Source organism: Aminobacter sp. J44, assembly GCF_007829415.1.
Taxonomy (GTDB): domain Bacteria; phylum Pseudomonadota; class Alphaproteobacteria; order Rhizobiales; family Rhizobiaceae; genus Aerobium.
Window position 1 is genome coordinate 1 of sequence record NZ_VLJG01000056.1, and the last position, 16,278, is coordinate 16,278.

Below are 16,278 nucleotides of genomic sequence, written 5' to 3' on the forward strand. Positions count from 1 at the left end.
AATGTCGTCGGCGAGAAGAAGGTGCCGATCGTCGACACCTGGTGGCAGACCGAAACCGGCGGCATCCTGATCACCCCGCTGCCGGGCGCAACGGACCTGAAGCCAGGTTCAGCGACACGGCCGTTCTTCGGCGTCCAGCCGCAGCTCGTCGACAATGACGGCAACGTCCTCGAAGGGGCTGCCGACGGCAATCTGTGCATCATCGCCTCGTGGCCGGGACAGATGCGCACCGTCTATGGCGACCATGAGCGCTTCATCCAGACCTATTTTTCCACCTACAAGGGCAAGTACTTTACCGGCGACGGCTGCCGCCGCGACGAGGACGGCTATTACTGGATCACCGGCCGCGTCGATGACGTCATCAACGTCTCGGGCCACCGCATGGGCACGGCGGAAGTCGAATCCGCGCTCGTCTCCCATGAAAAGGTCTCGGAAGCAGCCGTCGTCGGCTATCCGCATCCGATCAAGGGCCAGGGCATCTACTGCTACGTCACGCTGATGGCGGGCGAGGAGGGTTCGGACGAATTACGCAAGGAGCTGGTTGCGCATGTGCGCAAGGAGATCGGCCCGATCGCCTCGCCTGACCTCATTCAGTTCTCCCCGGGCCTGCCGAAGACGCGCTCAGGCAAGATCATGCGCCGCATCCTGCGCAAGATTGCCGAGGACGACTTCGAGTCGCTCGGCGACACCTCGACGCTTGCCGACCCCGCCGTCGTCACCGACCTGATCGAGAACCGGCAGAACAAAAGGGCCTGAGGCGAAAGCCTCGCTAGCCATCAAAGCAAACACAGCGCCGCGCACCACCACGCGGCGCTGTTCTTTTGGCTAGGTCGTGCAGCAAGGCTATGCCGTCACCAGACCGTCACCGCAGTGCGGCTCAAGCATTCCGGCCTGGATCCTCGGGTCGAGCCCGAGGATGACGATTGGATTGACGAGAAAGAACTCTGCAGTGGCGCAGGTGCCTGCCAGAAGCGTTCAGCCGCCMGGCCTTTTTGACCTAACGATTAMGTCCCMACCTCGTCATCCTCGGGCYCGACCCGAGGATCCAGGCCGGAACGCTGCCAACAAACCAGCGGTGAAGAACGAGCTCCGCCCTTCAGCACCCGATCTGCTCTCGAATCCGATCAACCTGTTCCTTGGAACGGCAGACGTTCTCGCAGGGTATGCCGTCGCCATCCCCATCAGCACGGCTGTAGCCGCTGCACCAGAGGATCACGGCCTCCTCGCAGCTGCGGACCGCCTTGCAGCTGCGCGCCTGCGCCATCAGGACGTAGTGCATGGCGGGTGACCGCCGCGACATCGGAATATCCTGAGGGGCGGAAGTCGCAGCAAAAGCCTCCGGACCAGCGAAATTTGGCGCCAGCGCGAATGGCACCGCCAGAAAGATGAGCGCCCCTAATCCCCGATTTTTCATGCCCCTGCCCTTACTCCCATCGGCGGCTTAGTCGCCGTACGGGCAAGACTTCAACCTTCTCCCCTTGTAATCCGTGCCAAAGGACCCCACACTTTCCTTCGTGTTCAACGAAACGAAAGGAGGTGATCCGATGTCGAGTGGTTTCAACCGTAGCGTGGCCCCGGCGGATCGTCCTTTCGGGAAGCAGTCTTCCTGACAGGCGCGTGACGCGCGGCTGGTGGGTATCCACCCCACGGGCCGCACCACGGAAGAAAACGCGAAGGGCCGGCAGAGATGCCGGCCCTTTTCCTTTCCGGAAGAACTTACTTCGTGAGCGCCAGGCGCTCGATGTTGCCTGCAATGGCCTTGAAGGTGGAAATCAGCTCCTGCCCGGTGGAGGCAAGATAGTAGTGCTTGACGCCGCCGGTGTCGGGCGAAGCGCAGTTGGACATCACCGCCTTGGCGGAAGACTGATCCAGCTTGAAGCCGACGGTGAAAATTTCGACTCCCGCCTTCTTCATCTCGGTGCAGAGTTTTTCGGCGTAGTTGCGCGCCTTGAAGGCCTGGTTGCGCACCTCCTGGCCGTAGGGCACGTCGGCATGCGCGGTGTTGAATTCGCCGTCCGTCATCAGGATGGCATACTTGGCGTACTTCTTGTCGCCGTAGGGATGCGGCTGGGCCGAGGCAGACAACACACCGGACCACTTTGGTGACAGCAGATACCAGCCCCACTGGATGCCAACCTGGCCGGCAGTGTAGCCGTCGGCATTGAACGAATCGATCCGGGCTTTCAGCGCATTGGCATCGGCCGTCAGCGGCATTAGCGCCGCGGAGGGACAGAACTTGATTCGGTAATCGCGATTCACCCGCTGCACCTCAGGGCCTGCGTCAGTGAACTGGTTGGTCCCCTCGCGCTCTGTGCTGCACAGCGGTCCCGAATAGCTGGCAAGCGTCACTTTCGGCGCCTCGACTGGCGAGTCGCGGTCGGTCTCGACGTAGACCGTGTTCGACAGCGGCCCGGCATTCACCGAATCCGCATAGGGCACGATCGCGATGCGAACACGATCATTGCCGTGGAGGTTGCCACCTAGCAGCTGGTCGACGGCAGCCTTTGCCGCGGTTTTGAGATCCTTGAGCTTGTTCCCAGCCATCGAGCCGGTGATGTCGAGCACCATGGCAACGTCGATGTGGCGGTCGGAATAGATCGCGCTCGCCTCGGTGGTGATCCGCTGCTTATTGGCCGTGCCGAATACCGCGAAGGCAACATCGATCTCTACGCTCGCTTGCGCGGTAATCGTGCCGACGGTGCGGTCGATGACGAGGTTGTCGAGTTGGACGCGTCCTTCCTCAGCGTAGGCGCGCAGGCCATTGGCGACGAGAAACGCCTCGACCACCTGTGGCGCATCCTTTTCCGCGATCGCTCCGGTGGTGAGGTCGCGCGCGGTCGAAGTCACCGCCGCATCGAGCGCCGCCACCAGGTTGGATCTCGTCAGGGCGATCTGCGCAACATTAACGCCATATCCGGCACCGAGCAGCAGCACCGGCATGGTCAGGCCGGCCATCATCGCGAAATTTCCGCGGCGGTCGCGCCACAACCTTCGTGCTGCGGCAGAAATTCTCGCAAGTCCAAGCATGTTTGCCTCCAGCGAGAATGACGAAACTTATTCGTCATCCAGCTGGCGAATAGAATATCTACTCGCCCGCGTGGCAAATCTGGGGACTTGCTATGAAGCAACTGTTAACAGCGCGGGCCGGACAGACATATTGGTTGAGGATAGGTGAACTCAATGAATAGTTTTACAGCTATTCACACGTTCTTCCTCGTGAAGTGAACTCGGTCGCGTCAGAAATCGCAGGCGACGCCCTTGATTTCCCAGTCGCCATAACGGGCCGGATCCTTGCCGCCGCGCCCGCCGATTTCCTTCGGCAGCTTGCCCTCGCGCTTCTGCATTTCCCGGCGCCGTTCCTCGGCTTCCGCGAGCGCGCGCAGGGCTGCAGGGGGAAGTTCACGAACTGGCTTTTCGGTCTGAGCTTCTTCGTTCTCGTGCATGGCCAAACATTGAATTTGTCGGGGATTCCACCCATCATATAGACAGTTAGCGTGGCGGGATCGACCCCGGCAACCGCTTGGGTACACTTATCGGAGACAGTCTGGATGAACGTCATCCGCACGGCAATGCTGCTGGCCCTGATGACGGCGCTCTTCATGGGCGTTGGCTACCTCATTGGCGGTGAAGGCGGCATGATGATCGCGTTCCTGATCGCTGCCGGCATGAACCTTTTCAGCTACTGGAATGCTGACAAGATGGTGCTGCGCATGCACAACGCGGTCGAGGTCGACGAGCGTAACGCCCCTGAATTCTACGGCATCGTCAAGGCGCTGGCCGAGCGCGCCGGCCTGCCGATGCCGCGCGTTTACCTGATCGACAACGCCCAGCCGAACGCCTTTGCGACCGGCCGCAACCCGCAGAACGCTGCGGTTGCCGCAACGACGGGGCTTCTTCAGCGCCTGTCCCGCGAGGAAGTCGCAGGCGTGATGGCGCACGAGCTCGCACACGTTCAGAACCGCGACACGCTGACCATGACGATCACGGCTACGCTTGCCGGCGCGATCTCGATGCTCGGCAACTTCGCCTTCTTCATGGGCGGCTCGAACCGCGAAAACAACAACCCGCTTGGTGCCATTGGCGTGCTCGTCGCCGTCATCGTTGCGCCGCTCGCGGCGATGATCGTGCAGATGGCGATCAGCCGCACGCGCGAATACGCTGCCGACCGGCGCGGCGCGGAAATCTGCGGCCAGCCGCTATGGCTTGCCTCGGCGCTGGAGAAGATCGCCMCTGCCGCGCACGCGATCCGCAACGACGCGGCGGAGCACAACCCCGCCACCGCACACATGTTCATCATCAACCCGCTGTCGGGCGAGAAGATGGACAACCTGTTTTCGACCCACCCGGACACCGGCAACCGCATCGCGGCCCTGCGCAAGATGGCGCAGGAGTTCGGCACCGGCGGCGGCGCACCAACGCGGCGGGCAGATTCCGGCCCGGCCGCAGCCCCGCGCGGCGAAGCCCCCTCGCCGCAGGCCGGCCCCTGGGGTGCACGGCCCCAGGCTGAGCAGCCGCGTCCGAACAATCCGCAAACAAATCCATGGGGACGCAATCCCTCGGGTCCCTGGAGATAACGATCATGACTGACGGCGTTCGCCGCTCGCGCGGCGGCGCGAAGAAGACCTCCCCGAAACCAGCCGCAGACGCGCCGGGCCTTGCTGCCCGGCGTACTGCTGCACGGCTTCTGGCGGCGGTCGTCGACGCAAAGACTTCCCTCGATGGCCTGACAGACAACGATCACGGCCATCCGCAATTCCTCGCGCTCGATATGCGCGACCGGGCGCTGGTGCGTGCGATCCTGACGACGGCGCTGCGCTACCGCCTGACGATCGAGGCATTGATCGTGGCGCGGCTTGAGCGTCCGCTGCCGGCCAACGCCCGATCGCTGTCGCATATTCTGCATGTCGCGGCCGCGCAGATGCTGTTCCTCGACGTGCCGGATTCCGCCGCTGTCGACCTTGCCGTCACCCACGCGAAATCCGATCCACGCACCGCGCGCTTTGCCGCTCTCGTCAACGGCGTGCTGCGCGAGATGGCTCGGCGCAAGGATCGTGCGCTTCCAGCGGTCCTTGCAAAGACCGTCGATACCCCCGGCTGGTTCTTTGAGCGCCTCGTTGCCGCCTATGGTGAGGAGGTCGCGAAGGCCATTGCGGCAGCTCACCGCACCGAAGCGCCGATCGACCTCACGGTGAAATCGGATGCGGCCGGCTGGGCCGAAAAGCTCGGCGGCATAGTCCTGCCCACTGGCGGCGTTCGACTCGAATCGCTCGAGGGTTCCGTCACTCAGCTTCCCGGCTTCGCCGAAGGCGAGTGGTGGGTGCAGGATGCGGCTGCTTCCATCCCGGCGCAGATGCTGGGCGATAATTCCGGCCAGCGCGTCGCCGATCTTTGCGCGGCTCCCGGCGGCAAGACGGCACAGCTTGCACAGGCGGGTGCCCGTGTCACCGCACTTGAGCTTTCGCCCAACCGGGCAAAACGCCTTAAATCCAATCTCGAACGCCTGAAGCTCGACGCAGAAGTGATCGTCACCGACCTCTTTGCCTACGAGCCGGAGGAAAAGTTCGATGCTGTGCTGCTCGACGCGCCCTGCTCTTCCACCGGAACGGTGCGGCGTCATCCTGACGTGCTCTGGACCAAGGGCCCTGAGGACATCGAAAAGCTCGCCAGGCTGCAGGCCCGGATGCTCGAGAAGGCGCTGACGCTGGTAAAGCCCGGCGGGCGGATCGTCTTTTCCAACTGCTCGCTTGATCCGCAGGAAGGCGAACAGCTTTATCGCGATTTCCTCGCCGCACATCCGGAGGTCGAGCCCGACCTGGTAACGGTGGGTGAACTGGCATTCGCCGGACCCTTCTTGACGGAGCATGGCGCGCTTCGTACCACCCCCGCAGGCCTCGATCTCGGGGCTCCTGCACGGTCCGGTCTCGACGGCTTCTACGCCGCCCGGATGCGGCTTAGATAGGCCGGAATCCCGGCATTTTCGCCTTCGCAGGAATCAATCGCTCATCTAAGCTGCGCTCGCCGATCCTTTGGCGGGGTGCGGCGATTCGGAGGATGTCCGCTTTGACGCTCTTCAGGGGCAGCTCCCCGCAGATCTGGGGATTTGTAGCCTCGACCTTGTGGCGCAGACTGCGTGGCCGTCTGCGTGTAGGACCTGTTTATCGCTGGCGCTTCACGGGACGCACCCCGGAGCGGGTCCTGATCGCGCCCCCTGATTTACGTCTCGCCGACCCCCAGATCGCCATGGAAATCTACCATGGCCGCTTTCCTTTCGCCGGCCGCCTGGTCGACACCCACGGCCAGTCTCCGTTCACGATCAACGTCAACGACAGCGCCTGGAACTCAGCGCTGCACGGCTTCCGCTGGCTGCGCCACATGCGCGCCGCAGAGACCGACCTTGCCGCCGCCAATGCGCGTGCGCTGGTGCGCGACTGGATCAACGTGCATGGCCGCAAGATCAACGGCGTTGCGTGGATGCCAGCAATCACCGCGCGGCGCATCATCGCCTGGCTGCAGCACTCCGCCGTCGTGCTGCAGGGCGCCGACTATCCGTTCTACCGCCTGTTCCTGAAGTCGCTGGCGATTCAGATACGCTACCTGCGCGCCGTCGCGCAGGAAATGTCGCCGGGCGAAGAGAAGCTGCGCGCCCGCATCGCGCTTGCCTTCGCTGCGCTGTCGCTGCCGACGCCGCCCTCAACGCTTCGTGCGGCCTCCCGCCAGCTCGCCATCGAGCTCGACGCGCAGATCCTGCCGGACGGCGGGCACGTATCCCGCAATCCGGAAGCCGTGCTCGAGCTGCTCGCCGACCTTTTGCCGCTGCGCCAGACCTATTTCAACCAAGCGGAGCATCCGCCGGAAGCATTGATCGGCGCGGTGGAGCGGATGCTGCCGGCCCTGCGTTTCTTCCGTCACCGCGACGGCACGCTCGCGCGCTTCAACGGCATGGGCGCGACCAGCCACGACCGCATCGCCTCGATCCTGCATCATGATGACACGGCCGGCGCGCCGCTGCTGCATGCGCCCCATTCCGGCTACGAGCGGCTGGTGATGGGCAACACAACGGTGATCGCCGACACGGGCGTCGCTCCGCCGCCGGAGCTTTCGCACTGCGCGCAGGCTGGCTGCCTGTCGTTCGAGATGTCGTCAGGACGCAGCCACTTCATCGTCAATTGCGGCGTCGACACCTATGGCGCCGATGACTTCCGGCCGCTGGCGCGTTCAACTGCAGCGCACTCGGCGCTGACGCTCAACGACACTTCCTCCGCCCGCTTCATCCTCGGCAAGGAGCTTGCGCGCATCGTCGGCGCGCCCCTGATCGACGGGCCAAGGCACGTCCACTGCCAGCGCCTCGATTCCGAAGGCATCCAAGGCTTTGTCGCGCGCCACGACGGCTACGCCGCCCGCTTTGGGCTCTACCACGAGCGTGAGCTTGCTTTGTCGGCGAACGGCGACGTGCTCGAAGGCATTGACCGGGTGAACCGCAAGGACGGCGAGGTGGCAAAGGCCAACGGCCGCGACCGCGTCACGGCGCGGTTTCACCTCCATCCGGACGTGCAGCTGTTCGAGAACGGCCGCGGCCATTTCGTGCTTCAGGGCGCGGAAGAGAGCTGGGAGTTTTCCTGCGAGGAACTCGCGCCACAGGCCGAGGAATCGCTGTTCTTCGCCGGTCTCGGCGGCCCACGCCGTAGCCATCAGATCGTGCTCACCTACGCGGCCTCCGACCATCCGGAGATTCACTGGCGGCTGAAGAGGCTGTAGGTGCGAGGCGCGACGGACCCCGCGCCCGACGGGCTGGTGGTATGCGTCACGGGAGCAGATTGGTGAGGCGCCAATCACAACGTGATGGGAAGCGCCAGTGGAGTCATCCTGCAGCGCCTCGCGCCGTCGTTCATCGATCTGAGACACTCCCGCCCCCTTCCCTACAAGGGGGAGGGTCAGGGTGGGGGTGAAGACCTCCCTCGCCGCCTCGATTCATTCCCTTCCTCCACCTCCCGCAGCGCTGACGGCGTTTTCAAAACTGGCCGGCTGTGGTAGGCCCCCGCCAACCCCTCCCCGCTTCCAACCAGCCGGAGCCACAACCATGGCCGTCGTCTCGAAGAAAATCCCTGCTCCCGATCTTGTCCCGCTGCGCCGCGCGCTTCTGTCGGTGTCCGACAAGACCGGCCTGATCGACCTCGCAAAGGCGCTGCACGATCGCAGCGTCGAGCTGATCTCGACCGGCGGCACCTCGAAGGCGATCGCCGCAGCCGGCATTCCGGTCAGGGACGTTTCCGACATCACCGGCTTCCCGGAAATCATGGACGGCCGCGTCAAGACGCTGCATCCGTCGGTGCATGGCGGCCTGCTCGCAATCCGTGACGACGAAGAGCATCGCGCCGCGATGGAAGCGCACAATATCGGCGCCATCGACCTTGCCGTCATCAACCTCTACCCGTTCGAGGAAGTGCGCGCCGCTGGCGGTGACTATGCCTCGGTGGTCGAGAACATCGACATCGGCGGCCCGGCCATGGTCCGCGCCTCGGCCAAGAACCACGCCTACGTCGCCATCGTCACCGACCCGGCCGACTACACGCGCCTGATCGAGACCCTCGCCGCCAACGACGGTGCAACGCCGTACCGCTTCCGCCAGGAGCTGGCCGCCAAGGCCTATGCCCGCACGGCAGCTTATGACGCGGCGATCTCCGGCTGGTTTGCCGATGCGCTGGAAATCGAGTCGCCCACCTGGCGCGCCTTCGGCGGCAAGCTGGAAAATGTGATGCGCTATGGCGAGAACCCGCACCAGAAGGCGGGCTTCTACGTCAATGGCGACAAGCGCCCGGGCGTCGCCACCGCGCGCCAGCTGCAGGGCAAGCAGCTCTCCTACAACAACGTCAACGACACCGACGCGGCCTTCGAGCTCGTCGCCGAGTTCGACCCGAAGCGCACCGCGGCGGTCGCCATCATCAAGCACGCCAATCCGTGCGGCGTTGCCGAGGGCGAGACGCTGAAGGACGCCTACCTGCGTGCGCTTGCCTGCGACCCGGTCTCGGCTTTCGGTGGCATCGTCGCGCTCAACCGCCTGCTCGACGCCGAAGCGGCCGAGGAAATCGTCAAGACCTTCACCGAGGTGATCATCGCGCCGGAAGCTTCGCCCGAGGCGGTCGAGATCGTCGCTGCCAAGAAGAACCTGCGCCTGCTCGTCACCGATGGCCTGCCTGACCCCCGCGCTGCCGGCATGATCGTCAAGTCGGTCGCTGGCGGCCTGCTGGTGCAGTCGCGGGACAATGCCGTGGTCGATGACCTCGACCTCAAGGTGGTCACGAAGCGCGCGCCCTCGGACAAGGAAATGGCCGACCTGCGCTTTGCCTTCCGCGTTGCCAAGCACGTTAAGTCGAACGCCATTGTCTACGCGAAGAACCTTTCGACCGTTGGCATCGGCGCCGGCCAGATGAGCCGCGTCGACTCCTCACGCATCGCCGCCCGCAAGGCGCTCGACGCGACCGAGGCTGCGGGCCTGACGGAATCGCTCGCCAAGGGTTCGGTGGTTGCGTCGGACGCGTTCTTCCCGTTCGCCGACGGCCTGCTCGCCGCGGTCGAGGCAGGCGCGACGGCCGTGATCCAGCCCGGCGGCTCGATGCGTGACGACGAGGTGATCGCCGCTGCCGACGAGCACGGCATCGCCATGGTCTTCACCGGCACGCGCCACTTCCGCCACTAAGCGCGGATTGGATTGGTCTGGGGCGCCGGCGTCCGGCAGCCCCCTCCACCATGCTTCGCATGGTCCCCCTCCCCCACAAGTGGGGGAGGATCCGAGGGGCAGAGGCCATCACATTCTCCTGCGCCATCTCCTGATCTTTCAGCGTCAGCACCGTTCGATTGTTCAAGATCGGTTCCGGCTGTCGTTCCCTTTTCCCCCGGCACGACCCGGATCCTCCCCCATTCATGGGGGAGGGGGACCGCCGAAGGCGGTGGAGGGGGCGTGACCAGGCGCCGTGCCACGACAGCAAAGCATCGGCGCAGCAGTCAGGCGCCGCCCACGCCAACAGCAACAGCCGATTGCCGTCTGAAGGTAAATCAGACTGTGCCCAGCACTCTCCCCGTCAGCCTACCCCGTCCGCCGGATAGGGCGTCCGCAGCAGCAGATACAGGCCAACGAGCAGGAACAGCACGACAGTAGCAATTCCAACACGAGGCGACGCCGTCAGCGCCGTGACGCTGGCGACCAGAAATGGCGCCAGAAAGCTGGTTGCCCGGCCGGACAAGGCATAAAGCCCGAAATAGCGCCCCGCCTCGTCAGCCGAGACACTGCGCGCGAGATAGGAGCGCGACGAGGCCTGCACGGGGCCGAACGCGAGGCCGATGAGCAGGCCGAAGGCGATGTAGGCTAGTTCCGCTGGCGTCCCGAACAGCCCGCCGCTGTCCTCGCCGGGCAACGGCAAGGCTCCGAACAGCGTGTAGCCCGGCCCGGTCGAGACGATGCCGATGGTGGCGATCGACAGTACGATCAACGAGAGAACGACGACTTTCTTCGAGCCGAGCAAATTGTCGAGCCGGCCGGCAATCAGGCAGCCGGGAATGGCGACGACATTGAGCAGGATGCCGTAGAGGCCGATCTCGGTGATCGACCAGCCGAACATGGCCGTGGCGAAGCCGCCGCCGAGCGCGAGCAGCGCGTTGACGCCGTCCTGATAGATCATGCGCGCGACAAGGAACCGGACGATGCCGGCCCGCTCGCGCGCCTCGCGGATCGTCCCCGCAAGGTCGGCTATGCCCGCGCGCACGGCTGCGGCGAGCGGCATCATCTTGCGTGCATCGGGCGTGAACAGAAGCAGCGGCAGCAGGAAGACGAAATACCAGAGCGCTGACAGCGGTCCGCTTATTCGCGCGTCCTCGCCCTTGGCCGGATCGAGCGCGATCAGTGGTTCGACGCCGAGCAGCGTCTTGCCGGTCTCGGGCGAAACGGCGAGGAAGCCGACCACGAAGATCAGCACCAGCATGCCGCCGAGATAGCCGAGCCCCCAGGCGATGTTGGAGACGTTGCCGATCTCCTTCTTGTCAATCAGCGCCGGCATCATCGAGTCGTTGAAGACGATGGAAAATTCCGCCGCCACCTGCGCCAGGACGAAGGCGAGCAGCACTGGCACCACCGCCGAACCCGGCTCGGCGAGCCATAGCGAGCACAGGCAGAGGATCTTCAGCACTGCGAAGGCGGCGATCCATGGTTTGCGCGGCCCGGCGCGGTCGGCAATCGAGCCGAGCACCGGCGAAAGAATGGCGATCAGGATGCCGCCCGCCGCGATGCCGTAGCCCCAGGCCGCCTGTCCGGCAGCCGGGTCTGCGACCATGCGCGAGACGAAGTAGGGTCCGAAGACGAAGGTGGTGACCACGGTGAAGAACGGCTGCGCCGCCCAGTCGAACAGCATCCAGCCGATGATCCCGCGACGCGGCACCGGCCCTCTCGCCTCAGCATCCATGCATTTTCCCCCAAAGGCCGCCGCCTATCCCAAATCCGCCATCAGCCCGGAAGCCACCGTCAGGCGCGAGACGGTGAGCTCCCCTGCTTCCGTCAGCGCCTGCAGCTGCTCGCGGGTGCGCGCGACACGCTCGCCGCCGGCCTCAACCCACTTCGTAACAGGCTCCCTGTCCTTCGGATAGGCTACCAGCGCGGCGCGGGCCAGGCCTCTGCGGGCACTGTTCATGGTCTCGATCGCACGCGCCAGCGCCAGCCCGTCATAATAGTCGGCTGGCTGGATCGCGCGGGCGGCCTCGTTGATGCGGCCGATTCGGAATTTCTCGGTGACGCAAAAGTACGCGCGCGCCGCGATCCTCAGTTCGGCGGTCGCCTGTTCGGCAAGCAGCGCGATGTCGGGAATGAGCTCCTCGATTGGCAGCCAGGCAAGCCGCGTCGCCAGCTCCTTCGGCGCGCCGGTCTCGGCGATTTCGCGCAACCGCTGTTCGACGAACTCGACAGTCTGCGCCGGCACCTTCGCGGCGAGGTGTGGCTGCAGCGTTTTCCGCGCGCTCCGAAGGGCGGCGATCCGCTCGGCAAGCGGTGCCGCGGCATCGCCATGGCGCAGCTGCCAGAGAGTTGCGGCATGGATCAAACGTCCCACCGCTTGGTAGAGCTCCAGTTGCGCAATCCCGTCGATGCGGTTGTCGAGTGCATCGATCTGCCGGAATAGAGCCGGAAGCTCAAAACCCTCGCTCACGACGACATAGGCCGCAACGACGTCGCTTGCGGTGCGGCCGCTCAGGTCCTGCAGCCGCGTGATGAAGGACGGCCCGCCGCGGTTGATGACGTCATTGGCCAGCACGGTCGCGATGATCTCTCGGCGCAGCGGATGCGCGCGGATTTCTTCGCCGAATTTCTTCGCCATCTTCTCCGGGAAGTAGGAAAAGAGGTCCGCCTCGAGATAGGGCTCGTCCGGCAATGGACCGGAAACGAGATCGTCGAACAGAGCGAGCTTGGCATAGGCAAGCAGCACGCCGAGCTCCGGCCGCGTCAGCCCCTCGCCTCTCGCCGCGCGGTCCGCCACTGCGCCGGTGGAGGGCAGCGACTCGACCGTGCGGTCTAGCAGCCCGCGTGCTTCCAGCGCCTGCATGAAGCGCTCGAGATGGGCAAGGTCGGCTGCGCCACGGGCCCTTGCAAGCGACAGCGCCAGCGTCTGCTCGTAATTGTTGGCGAGCACCAGCGCCGCCACCTCGTCGGTCATCTGCGAGAGCAGCTTGTTGCGGGCGGCGCGCGTCAGCGATCCCTTCCGCATCGCCGGTGCCAGCGCGATCTTGATGTTCACCTCAACGTCCGAGGAGTTGACCCCGGCCGAATTATCGATCGCATCCGAATTGCAGCGTCCTCCTGCAAGCGCATATTCGATGCGTCCGCGCTGGGTCATGCCGAGATTGGCGCCTTCGCCAACCACCTTCGCGCGCACCTCCGCGCCGGTGATGCGGATCGCGTCATTGGCGCGATCGCCGACGTCCGCATTCGTCTCACCCGCGCCCCGCACATAGGTGCCGATGCCGCCGAACCAGAGCAGGTCGACCGGCGCCTTGAGGATCGCGTTCATGATCTCGGTTGGCGTCGCGTCGGTTTTCGCGAGCCCGATGGCTTCGGCGGCCTGCTTGGTGAGGCTCACCGTTTTCAGCGCGCGCGAGACAATCATGCCGCCTTTCGACAGCTTCTTCCGGTCGAAATCCTGCCAGCTGAGCTGCGGGTTTTCGAACAGCCGCCGCCGCTCGGCATAGGTCGCCTCCGGATCGGGGTCCGGATCGATGAAGATGTCGCGGTGGTCGAAGGCCGCGACGAGCCGGATGCAGGACGACAAGAGCATGCCGTTGCCGAACACGTCACCCGACATGTCGCCGACGCCGGCGACGGTAAACGGCTCGGTCTGGATGTCGCGGTTCATCTCGCGGAAATGCCGCTTCACGGCCTCCCAAGCGCCGCGGGCGGTGATGCCCATCTTCTTGTGGTCGTAGCCCGCCGAGCCGCCCGAGGCGAAGGCATCGTCCAGCCAGAAGCCATGCTCCTGGCTGATGGCGTTGGCGGTATCGGAGAAGGTCGCTGTGCCCTTGTCGGCCGCAACGACGAAATAGGCGTCGTCGCCATCGTGGCGAACCAGTGTTTTCGGCGGGACGACCCTGCCGTTCTCGATGTTGTCGGTGATCGAGATTAGCGTCGAGATGAAGTTGATGTAGGCGCTGCGCCCGGCTTCGAACACCTCGGCGCGGCTACCGCGTGCTGGCAGCCGGCGCGGATAGAAGCCGCCCTTGGCTCCCACCGGCACGATCACCGCGTTCTTGACCTGCTGTGCCTTAACGAGGCCCAGCACCTCGGTGCGGTAGTCCTGCGCCCGGTCCGACCAGCGCAGGCCGCCGCGCGCGACCGGGCCGAAGCGCAGGTGCACACCCTCGACCTCAGGGCCGTAGACGAACACTTCACGCCAGGGGCGCGGCTCCGGCAAGCCAATGATGGCGCGCGAGTCGAACTTGATCGCGAGCGAGCGCGGCCCCGCCTCACCCTCGAGGTAGTAGTTGGTGCGCAGCGACGCCTCGATCAGGTTCTGCAGCCTGCGGATGATCGTGTCGTCATCAATCTGCGGCACATCGTCGAGCGCATCCTTGATCGCCGCCTTGAGGTGCATCGCGACCACCTCACCGTCGCTGACGGCGGAATCGAACTTGGCCTCAAAGAGCTGGAACAATCCGCGCGCGATGTCGGGATAGCGGTTGAGGACGCCGGCGATATAGCCCTGGCTCTGCGGAATGCCCGCCTGCTGCAGGTAGCGGCCGTAGACCCGCAGCAGCTGGATCTGCCGTGCCCGCAGCCGTGCGGTCTGCACCAGCTCGGCGAACTCGTCATTGTCGCTCTGGCCATCCCAGATCGACAGGAACACCTCTTCGAGAAGCTCGCCCTCGTCTGAAAGGTCGACCTCGCGGTCGCGCGCGTTCGCAAGTTCCATGTCGTGGATGAAGATACGCCCATCGCCACCGATCTCGAAGGTGCGCTCGCTGATGACGCGGAACCCCATGTTCTCGAGGATCGGCACGCGCTTCGACAGCTCCACCGGCTCTCCGTAGTGGTAGATCTTGAGCGAGGCTTCCTTCGCGCCTTGACCGGTGTCGCGGTAGAAGTCGATTGCAATCGGATGCTCGGGGCCGATGGTGCCCAGCACTTGCGCATCCTGAAGCGCGGTGTAGGGGGTAAAGGCGTTGCGGTAGCTCTGCGGCAGCCGGTTCGCCAGCTTGAGCAGCGCCGGGTCCGCGTCGCTCCCGACAGCGTCGCGCAGCGCGTCGTCCCAGGTGCGCACGATCCGCCGGACCTCGGCCTCCAGATCCTTCGCGTCAACCTCCGGCGTCCTGCCGCCGGAGCGACCGATGATGAAGTGGACGCGCACCAGCGAGCCTTCCGGGAACGCCGGATAATAGGCCGAGACGCGGCCGTCGAACCTGTCCTTCAGCAGCTGCCCGATCTTTTCGCGGGCGTCGGAATCGTAGCGGTCGCGCGGCACGAACACGATTACCGAGACGAAGCGGTCGAACCGGTCAACTCGGAACAGGACGCGCACGCGCGGCCGCTCGCCGAGCGCGAGGATCGCATGGGCGTGTGCCTGAAGAAGCGGGGTTTCGATCTGGAAGAGTTCATCGCGCGGAAAGGATTCCAGAACGCTGATGAGTGCCTTGCCGGAATGGTCGTGCGGGTCGAAACCTGACGCATCCATCACCGCCTTCGCCTTGGAGCGAAGATAGGGGATCTGCATCACCGAGCGCGTATAGGCGGTCGACGTAAACAAGCCGACCATGCGCAGCTCGCCCGCGAGCCTGCCCTCGGCGTCGAAGGTCTTCACGCCGATGTAGTCGAGATAGATGCGGCGGTGCACGACCGACTTGGCGTTCGCCTTGGTGACGATCAGCGGGTCGGGTCCGTGCAGGAATGCGCGGATTTCGGGTGTGGTGGTCAGGCCTTCGTCCTCGCGCCGCAACACGCGCACGTTGGGGTCGGCAAGGATACCGAGCCCCTCCTTGCCCGACGGCTCCAGCGCGCCGTCCCTGGTGCCACCGGCATAGATGAACTCGCGCATGCCGAGGAAGATGAAGTTGTCGTCGCGCAGCCAGCGCAGGAAGGCGACGGCCTCATCCAGCGCGGGCTTCGCCAGCGGCAGGCCGGGTCGGCTGAAATTCTCGATCGCCTGGTAGAGACGCGCCAGCATCGGCTTCCAGTCCGTCACTGAGCGCCGCACCTGCCAGAGGACGATTTCGAGGCGCTCGCGCAGCTTTTCCTTCACCGCCTCCGCCAGCTTCGGCACGTGGATGTGGATCAGGCTGACACGGGGCCAGTCCTTGCCTGCTGCGTGGCTTTGCCCGTCATCGTGGATCTCGCAGACGCCGGTGCCGTCGTGGCGCACATCCATAACCGGATGCAGCACCAGCGTGGGCTCGCCGGTGTGTTCGGCGATCTCGCCCGAGACCGAATCGAACAAGAACGGCATGTTGTCGTTGACGACGGTGATGACAGACAGCGGCTTGCCGTCGTGCACGAATTTCGGTCCGTCCTCGATGGAGATGATGCACTCGCCCGGCTTGTGCCGTTTCAGGGCCGCAAAAGCCTGTTCCGCCGCGCTCTTGAGCACGCTGGCATCATAACTCGCCAGATCCTCCGGCGCGCCTCGCATGCGAAAAACCGCGACCAGCGCGTCCACGCCCCCCAGCCTGGAAGTATCCTTGCTCGACTTCGCGGATTTGGCGGTCATGCCAGCTTCCTTCGTCTGCTCCGGGCTTGCGGCATGGTAGCAGACGAGGAGT

Annotated in this window: 10 protein-coding genes; 5 read left to right on the forward strand and 5 right to left on the reverse strand. The window is 64.8% G+C overall.

Annotated elements, in window-relative coordinates; genetic code table 11:
• Positions 1 to 756, forward strand: a 756-nt coding sequence (locus L610_RS16320; RefSeq protein WP_144706378.1) for an AMP-binding protein, incomplete at its 5' end; no start/stop codon positions are given.
• A 340-nt stretch (positions 757 to 1,096) separates the two neighbouring features.
• On the opposite strand, the gene L610_RS20615 is transcribed toward L610_RS16320, so the two are convergent.
• From L610_RS20615 to L610_RS16335, 3 genes are all read right to left on the reverse strand, one after another.
• A complete protein-coding gene (locus L610_RS20615; protein WP_246659040.1) occupies positions 1,097 to 1,414 on the reverse strand; it encodes an excalibur calcium-binding domain-containing protein in 318 nt (105 codons plus the stop codon).
• Positions 1,415 to 1,716: 302 nt separating this feature from the next.
• The gene (locus tag L610_RS16330; RefSeq protein WP_144706380.1) at positions 1,717 to 3,027 is read right to left on the reverse strand and encodes a TadE/TadG family type IV pilus assembly protein; all 1,311 of its coding nucleotides are present in this window, start codon (positions 3,025 to 3,027) and stop codon (positions 1,717 to 1,719) included.
• A 209-nt stretch (positions 3,028 to 3,236) separates the two neighbouring features.
• A complete protein-coding gene (locus tag L610_RS16335) occupies positions 3,237 to 3,443 on the reverse strand; it encodes a DUF1674 domain-containing protein (RefSeq protein ID WP_024847240.1) in 207 nt (68 codons plus the stop codon).
• Between the two features lie 105 nt (positions 3,444 to 3,548).
• Here L610_RS16335 and htpX point away from each other — a divergent pair, with 105 nt between their 5' ends.
• The 4 genes from htpX to purH all read left to right on the forward strand — a co-directional run bounded on the left by htpX (position 3,549) and on the right by purH (position 9,694).
• Positions 3,549 to 4,574 carry a zinc metalloprotease HtpX gene (htpX, locus tag L610_RS16340; protein WP_144706382.1) on the forward strand — a complete coding sequence of 342 codons (1,026 nt, stop codon included), beginning with the start codon at positions 3,549 to 3,551 and terminating at the stop codon, positions 4,572 to 4,574.
• A complete protein-coding gene (locus L610_RS16345; RefSeq protein WP_024847238.1) occupies positions 4,571 to 5,959 on the forward strand; it encodes an RsmB/NOP family class I SAM-dependent RNA methyltransferase in 1,389 nt (462 codons plus the stop codon). The genes htpX and L610_RS16345 overlap by 4 nt, the downstream gene beginning before the upstream one ends.
• A 101-nt stretch (positions 5,960 to 6,060) precedes the next feature.
• Positions 6,061 to 7,755, forward strand: a complete 1,695-nt coding sequence (locus L610_RS16350; RefSeq protein ID WP_245263659.1) for a heparinase II/III family protein — start codon at positions 6,061 to 6,063, stop codon at positions 7,753 to 7,755.
• Between the two features lie 322 nt (positions 7,756 to 8,077).
• Complete coding sequence (gene purH, locus L610_RS16355; protein WP_024847237.1) at positions 8,078 to 9,694, forward strand: bifunctional phosphoribosylaminoimidazolecarboxamide formyltransferase/IMP cyclohydrolase; 1,617 nt, start codon at positions 8,078 to 8,080, stop codon at positions 9,692 to 9,694.
• Between the two features lie 382 nt (positions 9,695 to 10,076).
• Here the strand turns inward: purH and L610_RS16360 are convergent, their stop codons facing one another.
• Positions 10,077 to 11,450: an MFS transporter gene (locus L610_RS16360; RefSeq protein WP_024847236.1), complete on the reverse strand. Its 1,374-nt coding sequence runs from the start codon at positions 11,448 to 11,450 to the stop codon at positions 10,077 to 10,079.
• Between the two features lie 24 nt (positions 11,451 to 11,474).
• Positions 11,475 to 16,226 (reverse strand): NAD-glutamate dehydrogenase, encoded by a 4,752-nt coding sequence (locus L610_RS16365; RefSeq protein WP_144706387.1) that lies wholly within the window; start codon positions 16,224 to 16,226, stop codon positions 11,475 to 11,477.
• Between the last annotated feature and the right edge of the window lie 52 nt (positions 16,227 to 16,278).

Excerpts from the sequence above, each read along its gene's own strand:
- L610_RS20615 (WP_246659040.1), bottom strand. The coding sequence starts at position 1,414 with ATGAAAAATCGGGGATTAGGGGCGCTCATCTTTCTGGCGGTGCCATTC.
- L610_RS16330 (WP_144706380.1), bottom strand. The coding sequence starts at position 3,027 with ATGCTTGGACTTGCGAGAATTTCTGCCGCAGCACGAAGGTTGTGGCGC.
- L610_RS16335 (WP_024847240.1), bottom strand. The coding sequence starts at position 3,443 with ATGCACGAGAACGAAGAAGCTCAGACCGAAAAGCCAGTTCGTGAACTT.
- purH (WP_024847237.1), top strand. The coding sequence starts at position 8,078 with ATGGCCGTCGTCTCGAAGAAAATCCCTGCTCCCGATCTTGTCCCGCTG.
- L610_RS16360 (WP_024847236.1), bottom strand. The coding sequence starts at position 11,450 with ATGGATGCTGAGGCGAGAGGGCCGGTGCCGCGTCGCGGGATCATCGGC.
- L610_RS16365 (WP_144706387.1), bottom strand. The coding sequence starts at position 16,226 with ATGACCGCCAAATCCGCGAAGTCGAGCAAGGATACTTCCAGGCTGGGG.